The 12257-nt window shown below is 68.8% G+C and carries 14 protein-coding genes; 7 read left to right on the top strand and 7 right to left on the bottom strand.

The window, feature by feature from the left end; all coding sequences use genetic code 11:
* Positions 1–212 precede the first annotated feature (212 nt).
* Complete coding sequence (locus tag OG972_RS38390) at positions 213–626, bottom strand: organic hydroperoxide resistance protein (RefSeq protein WP_266989434.1); 414 nt, start codon at positions 624–626, stop codon at positions 213–215.
* Positions 627–743: 117 nt separating this feature from the next.
* Between OG972_RS38390 and OG972_RS38385 the strand changes: the two genes are divergently transcribed.
* A complete protein-coding gene (locus tag OG972_RS38385) occupies positions 744–1259 on the top strand; it encodes a MarR family winged helix-turn-helix transcriptional regulator (RefSeq protein WP_266989432.1) in 516 nt (171 codons plus the stop codon).
* A 286-nt stretch (positions 1260–1545) separates the two neighbouring features.
* On the opposite strand, the gene OG972_RS38380 is transcribed toward OG972_RS38385, so the two are convergent.
* Positions 1546–1914 carry a Zn-ribbon domain-containing OB-fold protein gene (locus OG972_RS38380; RefSeq protein WP_266990991.1) on the bottom strand — a complete coding sequence of 123 codons (369 nt, stop codon included), beginning with the start codon at positions 1912–1914 and terminating at the stop codon, positions 1546–1548.
* A 136-nt stretch (positions 1915–2050) separates the two neighbouring features.
* Positions 2051–2758: a TetR family transcriptional regulator gene (locus OG972_RS38375; RefSeq protein WP_266989430.1), complete on the bottom strand. Its 708-nt coding sequence runs from the start codon at positions 2756–2758 to the stop codon at positions 2051–2053.
* A 108-nt stretch (positions 2759–2866) separates the two neighbouring features.
* Here OG972_RS38375 and OG972_RS38370 point away from each other — a divergent pair, with 108 nt between their 5' ends.
* Together OG972_RS38370 and OG972_RS38365 are read left to right on the top strand one after the other, a co-directional pair.
* Positions 2867–3652, top strand: a complete 786-nt coding sequence (locus OG972_RS38370; RefSeq protein WP_266988725.1) for an electron transfer flavoprotein subunit beta/FixA family protein — start codon at positions 2867–2869, stop codon at positions 3650–3652.
* Positions 3653–3716: 64 nt separating this feature from the next.
* Entirely contained in the window at positions 3717–4679 is a 963-nt protein-coding gene (locus tag OG972_RS38365) for an electron transfer flavoprotein subunit alpha/FixB family protein (RefSeq protein WP_266988726.1), read from the top strand.
* Between the two features lie 153 nt (positions 4680–4832).
* On the opposite strand, the gene OG972_RS38360 is transcribed toward OG972_RS38365, so the two are convergent.
* The 3 genes from OG972_RS38360 to OG972_RS49355 form a co-directional block, all read right to left on the bottom strand.
* Positions 4833–5519, bottom strand: a complete 687-nt coding sequence (locus OG972_RS38360) for an alpha/beta hydrolase (protein WP_266989429.1) — start codon at positions 5517–5519, stop codon at positions 4833–4835.
* A gap of 336 nt (positions 5520–5855) precedes the next feature.
* Positions 5856–6662, bottom strand: coding sequence for a TetR/AcrR family transcriptional regulator (locus OG972_RS38355; protein ID WP_266989428.1), 807 nt, complete (start codon positions 6660–6662; stop codon positions 5856–5858).
* 98 nt (positions 6663–6760) lie between these two features.
* Positions 6761–7321, bottom strand: coding sequence for a thioredoxin domain-containing protein (locus OG972_RS49355; RefSeq protein ID WP_323135927.1), 561 nt, complete (start codon positions 7319–7321; stop codon positions 6761–6763).
* A 457-nt stretch (positions 7322–7778) separates the two neighbouring features.
* Here OG972_RS49355 and OG972_RS38345 point away from each other — a divergent pair, with 457 nt between their 5' ends.
* The 3 genes from OG972_RS38345 (at position 7779) to OG972_RS38335 (ending at position 11254) form a co-directional block, all read left to right on the top strand.
* Positions 7779–8348 carry a hypothetical protein gene (locus tag OG972_RS38345; protein ID WP_266989426.1) on the top strand — a complete coding sequence of 190 codons (570 nt, stop codon included), beginning with the start codon at positions 7779–7781 and terminating at the stop codon, positions 8346–8348.
* Between the two features lie 201 nt (positions 8349–8549).
* Entirely contained in the window at positions 8550–8807 is a 258-nt protein-coding gene (locus tag OG972_RS38340; protein WP_266989424.1) for a hexameric tyrosine-coordinated heme protein, read from the top strand.
* Between the two features lie 818 nt (positions 8808–9625).
* Positions 9626–11254, top strand: a complete 1629-nt coding sequence (locus tag OG972_RS38335; RefSeq protein ID WP_266989422.1) for a transposase — start codon at positions 9626–9628, stop codon at positions 11252–11254.
* Here OG972_RS38335 and OG972_RS38330 read toward each other — a convergent pair.
* Positions 11238–11669: a hypothetical protein gene (locus tag OG972_RS38330; RefSeq protein ID WP_266989420.1), complete on the bottom strand. Its 432-nt coding sequence runs from the start codon at positions 11667–11669 to the stop codon at positions 11238–11240. The two genes, OG972_RS38335 and OG972_RS38330, sit on opposite strands and share 17 nt — an antisense overlap.
* 258 nt (positions 11670–11927) lie before the next feature.
* Between OG972_RS38330 and OG972_RS38325 the strand changes: the two genes are divergently transcribed.
* A complete protein-coding gene (locus OG972_RS38325) occupies positions 11928–12254 on the top strand; it encodes a plasmid stabilization protein (RefSeq protein ID WP_266989419.1) in 327 nt (108 codons plus the stop codon).
* The last annotated feature ends 3 nt before the right edge of the window (positions 12255–12257 follow it).

The following is a 12257-nucleotide window of genomic DNA, read 5'->3' as shown; positions in this document are numbered from 1 at the left end:
TACAGGGCGTCAACCCGCCTCGGAGGGTGCCCGGCGGATCGACGTCGGCCGGCGGGCCCGCCTCTCCAGCCCCGACCTGGAGGGCCACCCTCGGGTCGCGGCGGCGACCCGAGGCAAGCACCGCGCTCCGCCCGAGGAGGCGGCGGGGTGAGACGTGGAGCCGGCGGAGGGGGCCCGGCCCCAGACGTCGGCCCTGCGCCGCCCGGAGTCCACTACTCGATGACGAGCTCGACCGGGATGTTGCCGCGAGTCGCGTTGGAATAGGGGCAGACCTGGTGAGCCTGCTCGACCAGCTTGCGGCCGGTGGTCTCGTCGACGGTCCCGGGCAGCTCCACGCGCAGCGTGACCGCGAGACCGAAACCCTCCCCCAGCTTGCCGATGCCGACTTCGCCGGTCACGGCGGCGTCGCTGACGTCGACTTTGGCCTGCCGGCCGACGAGGCCCAGGGCGCTGGCGAAGCAGGCCGCATAACCGGCGGCAAACAGCTGCTCAGGGTTCGTGCCCTGGCCGCTCCCACCCATCTCCACCGGAATGGCCAGCTGCAGATCCAGCTTGCCGTCGGGGGTGACGGCGCGGCCCTCGCGGCCGTGGGTGGCGGTGGCGACGGCGGTGTAGAGCGCTTCCATGGAAACCATCCCTCTCGAAAGTCATGTTCCAGCGGCGCTGTCCGGCCGCCTCCCCATCAGGAAAGCACACAATTAAGTTGTGCACAACTGAATGGCCTGCAGGGGTACGCTGGATTCATGACCTTCACGCCCGGCCCGAGCCGCGAAGCCCCGTCCGAGGCCGACTACCTCCGCCTCGACCAGCAGATCTGCTTCTCCCTGAACGCCGCCTCACGCGCCTTCGGCGGCATCTACCGCGTCCTGCTCAAGGACCTCGGGCTCACCTACCCTCAGTACCTGGTGATGCTGGCACTCTGGGAGCACGGCGAACTGCCGGTGAAGAAGCTGGGCAAGTATCTGCGGCTGGACTCCGGCACGCTGTCGCCGCTGCTGAAGCGCTTGGAGGCGGCGGGCCTGGTACGGCGCGAGCGCAGCGCCCAGGACGAGCGCTCGGTGCACATCGACCTCACCGACGAGGGCGCCGCACTGCGCGAGCGGGCGCTCGCCGTCCCCCGCCGGATCGCCGCGGCAACCGGCTTCGGTCTCGACGAAATCACCGATCTTCAGGCCCGCCTCAACCGCCTCACGGCAGCGCTGGACACAGCGGTACTGGTGGAGAACCCGAGCTGCGCCGACGGAGCGTTCGAGGGATAGCGCCGTACAGCGAGCAGGCGGACAGGACCTCCCGAACACGCCCCCAGGGATCGCCTGGTGGATCATGGCCGGACAACCCCCGATCTACCGTGCAGGCCCGTGCCCGGCCCATGCGGCGATGGCCGGCATCGGCGAGCAGAGCGTGGAAGACCACGGCGGCCCCGGGCCCACAATCGCCAACCGAGTGCGAGATCAGTCGCCGTAGGCGTAGAAGCCGCGCCCGGACTTACAGACAGCCCTAGCCGCCGTAGGGGTCCGGGGGCATCCGGTTGCCTCGGGGACCGGCCTACTGCCATTCGGCATACGCGCCGGGGTCGCAGAGTTCGAGGACGATCTCGCCCGTCTCCGGGGCAGCTTCCGCCACAGGGCGCACCCGCGCGCCGACGTGCACCAGGTGCGGCGCGGCGCCCACGACACGGCACCGGAACACGAAGCCTTCGGGCAGCCGGACGAGGGACTCATTACGTGCCGCCTCTGTGTAGCGGTGCACCACGCTGGTCCGCACGACGACGCCGAGGCCGTCACTGCGTACGGAATCCAGATCGCTCGACGCGCACACAGGGCACAGAAGCCGCCTGAAGGACGCGGTGCCGCACCAGCGGCAGAGCTGATAGATCAGTCCGGCTTCACCCTGCGCCGCTGGTGCGGCACCGATCTCTGAAACGGAGTGGGACACGTCTCGACCCCCTGAACTCGGCTCGGTGCGTCAGCGTCGTGACTCGACACAGACGCACACGCACCATATGGCACTGAGTGCCGAGACGTAAAGGTACTGAGTTCCTTCTCTGTGGTCAGTCCTCGGCGAGAGCCGACTCGATCCTCTGCACCACACGCCACATCGGCGTGCTCTTGGAGGCGACCACCACGACGACCTCGTCGTCGTCCGCGGTCGACCCTGCGGCGCCCGCGGCCTTCGCCCCCCAGACTTCCTGCACGACACCGAGGGCATGGTCCACCGCGGCCTCGGCGTCACCCTCGCCACCCGAACGCAGCCACGAGCGCAGGCCGTTGTTGTGCGCGGCAACCACGGCAGCGGCGATCACCTCGGCATGCAGCGGGCCGTCCGGCGTGCCGACGTAGCGGCCCCGCAGGTATTCGGCCATCGTCCGTTCGTAGCGGCGCACCACGGACAGCTCGTAGGTACGCAGGCCGGGAACCTCCCGCGTGAGGCGGTAGCGCTGGACCGAGAACTCCGGATTCGCCGCATACATCCGCAGGACGAGCCGGGCCGCATCGCACACCGTGCTCACCGGGTCGCCTTCGTCGGCCGCCTCCAGAAGCGCGGTCATGTCGGCGAGGCAGCGCTCGTGGTCGGGGAAGACCACGTCCTCCTTGGAGGGGAAGTACCGGAAGAACGAACGCCGTCCGACCCCGGCCCGCGCAACGATGTCGTCCACGGTGGTCCGCTCGAAGCCCCGTTCCAGGAAGAGCTGGAACGCCGCTTCGGCGAGCACCTCCCGCATGGGGGGTTTCTTCACTGGTCTGCGTGCCTCGGTCATGCCCGGAACCTAACACCAATACCGACCGTTCGACACTACGTACCTTTACAGAGGGTACTGAGTACCATATGGTCATCTCAGGACCCACACCCAAGTAGGAGAGCCGGCGTGAGCTTGAGGATCGTTGTCTGTGTGAAGTATGTGCCCGACGCCACGGGTGACCGGCACTTCGCCGATGACCTGACGCTGGACCGTGAGGATGTGGACGGTCTGTTGTCGGAGCTCGACGAGTACGCGGTGGAGCAGGCGCTGCAGATCGCCGATGAGGCGGACGACGCGGAGATCACTGTGGTGACGGTGGGTCCGGAGGATGCCAAGGACGCGTTGCGCAAGGCGCTGTCGATGGGTGCGGACAAGGCCGTTCATGTCGAGGACGACGGTCTGCACGGTACGGATGTGATCGGTACGTCGCTGGTGCTGGCGAAGGCGGTCGAGAAGACGGGTTACGACCTGGTGATCTGCGGTATGGCGTCGACGGACGCCGCGATGGGTGTGCTGCCGGCGGTGCTGGCGGAGCGTCTGGGTGTTCCGCAGGTCACGCTGCTGTCCGAGGTGAAGGTCGAGGGCGGCACGGTGACCGGGCGTCGGGACGGTGACAGTGCCAGTGAGCAGCTGCAGGCGTCGCTGCCGGCGGTGGTGTCGGTGACGGACCAGTCCGGTGAGGCCCGGTATCCGTCGTTCAAGGGGATCATGGCGGCGAAGAAGAAGCCGGTTCAGTCCCTGGACCTGGAGGACCTGGAGATCGACGCGGACGAGGTCGGTCTGGCGGGTGCGTGGACCGCGGTCGATTCCGCGGCGCAGCGTCCGGCCCGCACGGCGGGCACGATCGTCAAGGACGAGGGCGAGGGCGGCAAGCAGCTGGCCGAGTTCCTCGCGGGCCAGAAGTTCATCTGACCTGTCGGCCTGTTCGGCCCCGTACGTTCCTCTCACCCTCGTTTGCGCAGGAGATTGAAGTCCCATGGCTGAAGTTCTCGTCTATGTCGACCACGTGGACGGTGCCGTCCGCAAGCCCACCCTGGAGCTGTTGACGCTGGCCCGCCGGATCGGTGAGCCGGTCGCGGTCGCGCTGGGCAGTGGTGCGGCCGGTACCGCCGGGGTGCTCGCCGAGCACGGTGCGGTCAGGGTCCTGACCGCCGAGGCGCCGGAGTTCGCCGATTACCTGGTCGTGCCGAAGGTCGACGCGCTGCAGGCCGCGTTCGATGCGGTGTCCCCGGCCGCGGTGCTGGTGCCGTCGTCCGCGGAGGGCAAGGAGATCGCGGCCCGGCTCGCGGTCCGGATCGGGTCCGGGATCATCACGGACGCGGTGGACCTGGAGGCCGGTGAGCTGGGTCCGGTCGCCACCCAGTCCGCGTTCGCGGCGTCGTTCACCACCAAGTCGCGTGTCTCGCGCGGCATCCCGGTCATCACGGTCAAGCCGAACTCGGCGCCGGTCGAGCCGGCCCCGGCCGCGGGTGCGGTCGAGACCCTGGCGGTCTCGTTCTCCGCGCAGGCCACCGGCACGAAGGTCCTCTCCCGCACCCCGCGTGAGTCGACCGGGCGCCCGGAGCTGACCGAGGCCGCGATCGTGGTCTCCGGCGGCCGCGGGGTCAACGGTGCGGAGAACTTCGGACTCATCGAGGCGCTCGCCGACTCCCTCGGCGCGGCCGTGGGTGCCTCGCGCGCCGCGGTCGACGCGGGCTGGTACCCGCACTCCAACCAGGTCGGCCAGACCGGCAAGTCCGTCTCCCCGCAGCTCTACATCGCCTCCGGTATCTCCGGCGCGATCCAGCACCGGGCCGGCATGCAGACCTCCAAGACCATCGTCGCGATCAACAAGGACGCCGAGGCCCCGATCTTCGACCTCGTCGACTACGGCATCGTCGGCGACCTCTTCCAGGTCGTCCCCCAGCTCACCGAAGAAGTCAACTCCCGCAAGGGCTGATCCCCGTGCAGAGTGTCGTGCGGCGGTTCGGCACGACACGTCTGCTCACCGGCTCGGAGCCGTCGCCCGTCGCTGGTCGTGCAGTGGCACAGCCACGCGGGAAAGGCGGGGGAGGCAGGCACTGCCCGTCTCCCCCGCCTTCGGTATCCGTGATCAGCCTGCGGCCGCCTCTTCGATGAAGTCCGTGACCGGGCCGGGCTGGGAGGCCAACGAGGCGTGCCCCGCAACCAGTTCAATGGTCTTGCGCGGATTCATGCGCTGGGCCATGCGACGTTCGTTGTCGGGGTGGATCATGCGGTCCGCGGTGGAGACCTGGTACCAGCTCGGCTTCGCACGCCAGGCCGCCGAGGTGACATTGTCGCCGAACGTCGATACCAGCGGAGCCTTCTGCGTCACGGCCATGACCAGCGTCTCGTCGGCCGGCAGGTCCTGCGCAAAACTCTCGTGGAACTTGTCCTGCTTGATCCACAGGTAACCGTCGGAGTCCGGGGCGAGGTTCTCCTCAGCGGCCGGCGGCATCTCCTGGCTGATCGCACCGGGACTCTCCCCGGCGTCCGGGGCGAACGCGGCGATGTAGACGAGACCCTTCACGTTGGGCAGATCTCCGGCCTCGCTGATGACGGCGCCTCCATAGGAGTGCCCGACCAGGAGCACGGGCCCGTCGATCTGCTGGACCATCTTGCGCGTGCGTGCGGCGTCGTCGGCCAGCGAGGTCAGCGGAATCTCCACGGCGTGCAGGGAGCCGAAGCCACGTCTGTGCAGCTCGGTGATGACCTTGCCCCAGTGGGCGGCGCCTCCCCAGAAGCCGTGGACCAGAACTACGGCGGGTTTGTCAGCCATGGCGTGTGCACCATTTCCCTCTCGCCGGGGGGTCTGCTTGCATCGGCAACGCTAAGCGGACCGCCCAAGGGCCGCCACCGCACACAGATTCACTCAACCCTTTCCACAAGGCAGACCCTGACCACGGCTTTCCGGCACGGGTCAGCTATCGGTCGGCGGCCTCCTCGCGTTCCAGCGCACGGATCAGCGCCTCGAACCGTTCCTGGGCAGTGAGCAGGAGTGAGTCCTGGCTCACCGGCACGCCCCGAACGGTCTTGGGCGCACTGGTCCTCCGCTTTCGCGTCCCGGTCGGCGACGCATATCCCGTATGCGGTCCGTCCCGGGCGGGCGGAATCCCTACGACCTGGCCATATGGGTGCGGCCAGAGGCGACGGGGAGGCCCCGAACCATCTCGCTGGTGACACGGGGGCCCCGACTGCTGACGCCACACCCGGCGTCCCAGATCGCACCGAGAACATTACGCACAACCCGCCAGGCATACCCGCAGATCGTCAGACCGTTCACCCAATCGTGCCCATGTTCGCCAAAACGACGTGTCTGCCCAGCAGTTGTGAACCCCGCGGCGACCCCTGCGGTGCCGCCGCTGGTCACCCGCTCCACCAGGAAGCCCCGGAGGGTCGCGAGGATCATCTCCGCGACCTCGTGCCTGCGTCGGTCGGACCAGTCCTCGGGACAAATGGACAGCAGGGCGGGCAGATACTGCTGCGAGGCCTCCCGGCCGAGCTCGGCATAGCGGACCGGGTCGTACATCGCCAGACCGATGAGCTGGTCGAGCACCCGCCGCAGCCCCACATCCTCTTCGTCGAGGTTCTGCCACATGGCACGCACCCGGTCCGCCAGCGTCCCGCCGCCCGGCCCTTGTGCGGCAGTGGCGAACGCCTTGCCGATGCGCCGCTCGCGCAGCCCCGGGACCGCCTGTCGGAGCAGGTCGTCGGCTCCGTCGAAGTAATAGAGCAACACCTTGTGTGTGGTGCCGGCGGCCCGCGCAGCACGCCGGAGCGAGAAGCCCACGAGCCCGTTGACCATGAGGTCGTCGGTGACCCGTTCGAGCAGTTCGCGGCGCCGGGCCTCGCCGCGCGGCGACCCCGCCGATCGCCGGTAGCCGGCGCGTTCTGGTGAGCCGTCGCCGGTTGAGGTATTCACCCCTACAGCTTCCACGTTCGGACGCGCTGAACCGACTGCACCCCCGCGCGTCCGCGTGCGCGCCGCGGTACAACTCCGTGTCAGGAGTTGCGGAGTATTCAGAGGTTGGCGTCCAGGAACTCCCTCAACTGCGTCCGGTTCATGGGTCCGGTCCGAGTCGCTGTCACTTCCCCCTGCTTGATCAGGAGAAACGAGGGCGCGCCGGTGACCCCGTAGCGTCGGGTCGGTTCCGCGCACCGGACCATGTCGGTCCTGACGACGGTCAGCCGCTCCCCGTACGCGTCGGCCATCTCGCGCACGAGGGAATCCATCTCCCTGCACACTTCAGCCACCTTCGCCCAGGTCCCGCAGAAGTACGCAAGCACTGGTGCGTCGGCCCTGGCCAGAACAAAATCGAACTCAGCGTTCTCCAGCGGCTGGTGGACCCGACTCGCCATCGGCGCTCCTGAGGTGGTGATCAACACGGCAGTACCCATCATGACCTGCCCCTGCCGCCGAAGGTCGGCCACGTCACCGACGAGCCGTCGCATCGCGGTCGACAGTGCTTCATTGAGACGACGCTCGAAACGCTCCAGGGTGCTGCGCAGTTCCTCGTCCCCGCGCGCCGCGGACAGCGAAGAGCCCCGTCGGGCCAGGCGCGCACGGGGCACCTCACGCACGGGGCCGGTACTCCACCGCGGTCACGACCGGTGTCCGCCCCCGCTCTCCGTCGTTTCGGCGTCGCGAGCCCGACCCACCTGGTCATGTCCGAGGTGCGATCCCGGCATCCCTGGTGGAAGTGCAGCCGACCGCTTCAGCACCACCCGTGCGTCTCCGGCCACGACCCGCTGTCGGGAACCACTGTCACTGCCGACCTGTACGTTACGAGCGATCATTCGCCAGCGACGAGAAGGCACGATGACATACCTCCCGAGACCTTCGACCGAAGCGATACTCCATGCTCTGCCGGGCCTTGCGCCTTTTGCGCGCGAAGCCATCGTGCTGCACCCCCAGCGGGGAGAACCGGGTCCGGAGAACAGTTCGATCGGCGGCCCACTGCTCTGGCCGCGCGACGAACCCTGGCCTACGTGCGCCGTGCCCGACGAAATCGAACCTGCGGGCCTCCCCGCTACGGCCATGGTGCCGGTAGCCCAGATATTCGAGCGGGACATGCCGGGGCCGTGGTGGCCCTCCGACCGCGATCTCCTGCAGATTCTGTGGTGCCCCAACGAACACTGGGATCCCCCCGCGCAACAAGCCGACGTCAGCCCCATCGTGGAGGTGCGATGGCGGCGAGCCGCGGACGTCGACACCCCACTGGAGGCCCCTCCCTCGCCCTCACGGCACTCCGAGGACGGTTATCTGCCGGAGCCGTGCATCCTCACCGGCGAGTCGCTGACCGACTTCCCGTTTCGAGAGCAACTGCCGTCGGAGATCCGTCCTGCGCTGCAGGAGCTGGTACGCCGGACCGGCAACGGCGGCGACGTGATCACTCGTCTCGCGGGCTGGAAACTCGGGGGCTGGCCGACCTGGCACCTGACGCACCCGATGGTCTTCCGTTGCCGCACGTGCGAGACCGATATGACACTGCTGTTCACCGTGGCCAGCGATGACGAAACGGGAGTCATCGTAGGGCGATGGGGCGACCTGCGGATCTTCGTCTGCCCCGCCGACCGTCGCCATCCTTTCGAAGTGGACCTGCACTGAACGGGGCTCGCCATCGCCCTACGACGCCCCGGACACACCCCGGCGGTCCGGTCGTTGATCGGCCGTAGAACCCCCTGCACACCGCCGCGCCGGCGCATCCGCCGCGGCCGCCCCGGACATGCCGCAGCACCGAACGGGACGACCGTGCGGGCGGCCGAGTGCCGACCGCTCACCACCCCGCACATGCGATAGATCGACATCATGATGAATCGAGTCCCGGACGAGGGGCTGACCAAGGTCCCCGGCAACAGCTTGATCACCCAGACTCCCGAAGAGGGCCGTGAACTGGCCTTTCTGATCGCCCGTCACACCATCCACAATATTCAGCCGGACCTTGACGTACTCAAGGGCGGCCGTCAGGACTACGCGACGACCCCCGAGAGCCTCATCGCGGCATCCCATGTGGTGGCCGTGGAGTTCGCCACCATCGCAGCCGCGAACAACTACTGGCGCAGCTGATCCGGCCGGGGGGAGATTCATCCTGTTTCATTGCAAAGCGGACCGCCACTCGGGCGTCCAGTCGGCCTGACGATTCCGGGTCGACAATGCCTCGATGGTTCAACTCGCAAGGGGTTCAACGGAGTTCAAGGAATCCAACGGAGTTCAACGATCGGCCGGCAGCATCAGGGCCGTGCTCCTCGACTCTCAGCGCTCGCAGTCGAGGTCGGTCATCCGGTTCGACGGACAGCACCCGCCGCGGCACCAGCCGGTGTGGAGCGCTCGATCTGTGCCGGCAGTCCCGTGTCGGTGAGCACGGACTCGGCTGCGGCCCCCGCGTCCGTGAGCCGCCCGGGGCGCCAGGCGCCGAAGGTCCGTACGAGGTCGTCGCGGGAGAGAATCTCAGTATCCGCCCACCTCGGACGACCGCAAACCGCACGCCTTGCCCTGCACCGCGTCGCGGATGTGCCTGTCCGTCGCACGACGGAACCAGCGGGAATCGGCATGATCGACCGCGGAGAGCGAGTGGGCATGGTGACGAGCAGGGCTCAATGGGGCCGCGAGGCCACTGACGCACGGCGAAGCTGGTCCGGAGCCCGCAAACTCACCCCTCACACATAGTCGCCCTTGCCACTCCAGGCGGCATGAGCCCAGGTCTTCAGGGGGTTGTGAGCTGCTGTCGGTTTGCTGAGTCGAAGTGAGTGGTGGTGAGCAGGAGTGAGTCCTGGCGGTGCATTCGCGGGGGTGGGAACGGGGGTTCCGGGGCCGAATGGGTGACCCTGGTGGCTGCTGCTCGTTGGGTCCGGTGGCAGGTGTCCGGCCGGGGAGGGGGTGATGTGGTGGGTGGTCTACGGAAGCTGACGGCCTCCTTCGTGGTGCCCGGGCCTTGCGGGGTGGCGGTCCGGGATCGTCTCAAGCACCTGACCGTCGAGGACGAGAGGGTGCTGCGTGCTGTCGGTGCGCATCAAGGCGCGCTGGCTTCCGGTGATCTCAAGGCCCGCTGTGCGGATGGTCTGGAGCACGGTGCGGAGACCTGGGCGGCGCGTAAGCGGGAGCTGACCGGGGTGTCGTCGTCGCGGATCGCGGGTGCAATCACCAAGGCCACGCACGGTCAGTGGGCGCTCGCGCGCCGTTGCCAGGCGGCGCACATCCAGAAGCTGGCGGCCGGGATCAGGACGTTGCGGCACCGCCTGTCCCTCCCGCTCGGGGAGCCCGGAACGAGGCGGGCCGCGGGCGGCTACCGTTCCAAGGGCGAGTGGTTCCGCAAGTCCCGCCGCCTTGCGATGCTGGAAGCGCGGCACACGGCGGCTGTTGCCGACTGGCAGGCCGGGCGGGTCCGGGTGGTGCGGGGCGGGAAACGTCTCCTCAACACCCGCCACCACCTCACCCAGGCCCAGTTCACCGAAGACCGGTGGCGGCAACGGTGGGAGGCGGAACGCTGGTTCCTTGCCGCCGACGGTGAGTCGGGGAAGCGGTTCGGGAACGAGACGATCCGTGTCACCCCGGACGGCGAGGTGTCGATCAGGCTGCCTGCCCCGCTCGCGCACCTGGCCAACGCCCAGCACGGCCGGTACACCCTCACCTCCACCGTGGCGTTCGCGCACCGAGGCGCGGAATGGGCCGACCGCATCACCGCGCACCGGGCCGTCGCCTACCGCATCCACCTCGACACGGAGCGAGGCCGCTGGTACCTCACCGCATCCTGGCAACACCCCGCCGTGAAGACCATCCCGTTGGAGACCGCCCGCGCCCGGGGCATGATCGGCGTCGACACCAACGCCGACCACTTCGCCGCCTACCGCCTCGACCGGCACGGCAACCCGGTCGGTGAGCCGCACCGCTTCGGCTACGACCTGTCCGGGTCGGCCAGCCACCGGGACGCCCAGATCCGCCACGCCCTGACCCGGTTGATTAACTGGGCGGTGCGTGCCGGGGTCGCCGCGATCGGCATCGAAGACCTCGACTTCACCACCGAGAAGACCCGCGAGAAGCACGGCCGCAGGAAACGGTTCCGGCAGCTCGTCTCCGGCATCCCGACCGGCAGGCTCAAGGCCCGGCTGGTGTCGATGGCCGCCGAACACGGGCTTGCGATCGTCGCGGTCGACCCCGCCTACACCAGCATGTGGGGTGCCCAGCACTGGCAGAAACCGCTGACCACCCCCCACCGAAAGATGTCCCGTCACGATGCCGCCGGCATCGCGATCGGACGACGCGCCCTCGGACATCCGATCCGGCGTCGGACGGCACCGCCCCCACACGACCGGAGTGATCGTGCGGGGCATCGGACCGTCCAGGCCGAACCAGGTCACCGGGGGCGTGAGGGAACCCGCCCACCCACAACGGACCGACCCCCTGGAGGACCGTCGCCGAGCGGGAAGCGAACGCGGGAACCCAGCGCATCCAACACCGTTCGGGATGCGCCCAGCACGCAACAGTGGGTCCAAGACTCACTTACGCACACTGGTTAGGAACGGTTCCGTCGTGGTCGGGGTCCGGTTCGGGCCGGAGAACCGTTCCTCGCCGCTCGCCGGGACCCGTCACGCCGGGCTTTGGCGCGTCGTCCCGGGCATGGTCGCCGGAGATCACGCCGGGCACGGTCACAGCGGGCCCGGTGCCCTGGATCTCGGTCCAGCTCGGGGAGTGCGGGCCGGATGACAGCTGGGTGTAGGTGACCTCGGCGGGCCAGCGGGTCCCGGATTCGAGGATCAAGCTGACGGCGCCCCGCAGCAGCAGGCCTTCGCCGCCGGGCGCGGTCAGCCGGGCCGTCCAGGGCCGGTCAGGGTCTGCCACGCTGTGCTCTTGGGCGACGGTGACCTCGGCCCACACACGGACCAGGGTCCCGTCGCTGCGCTCCACCGTTGCCAGCCCCTCGTAGGGGTTCATACCCCCAGTCTGCGCCGACTCCGGGCTGTCGCGCAGCGAGGGGAACCCGCCGGCAGCACCCACCAGCCATGGCGGCTCGCAGGGCGGCCTTCCCTCGGGGCCCGTCCGGGGAAATCCGGCGCTGTCCCGGGTGGCGTGCGGGGCGTAGTGGGCGTATGCGTGGAGTGCATGGGGTGGCCCGGTACGGGATGGTGCGGGCGCTCGAATCGCCACCCGAGCTGCCGCGCACAGGTCGGACAGGAGGAAAGGTGCGGTGTGATGCCGGCAGGATCCAGTCGTAAGCGGGAGCGGCAGTACGAGCACATCAAGGAGAGTGCCGAGACGCGCGGTGTCTCCGAGGAGCGTGCGAAGGAAATCGCCGCGCGCACCGTCAACAAGGAGCGGGCCCGCTCGGGAGAGGCGAAAACGGCGAGCAGGGCATCCCTGCGCGATCCGAAATCCGCCTCGCAGCGTGGCGGTGAACGGTCCCATCGCGGAGCGCAGGGACCCACCAAGGACCAGCTCTACGAAGAGGCGAAGAAGAAGAACGTCGAGGGCCGCTCGACGATGAACAAACAGGAGCTGCGCGAGGCACTCGGCCGCTGACAG

The sequence above is a fragment of the Streptomyces sp. NBC_01669 genome (assembly GCF_026339735.1).
Classification (GTDB): Bacteria; Actinomycetota; Actinomycetes; order Streptomycetales; family Streptomycetaceae; genus Streptomyces; species Streptomyces yanii.
Note: the sequence above shows the minus strand (reverse complement) of the source record. Positions and strands in the feature narration are given on the sequence as shown.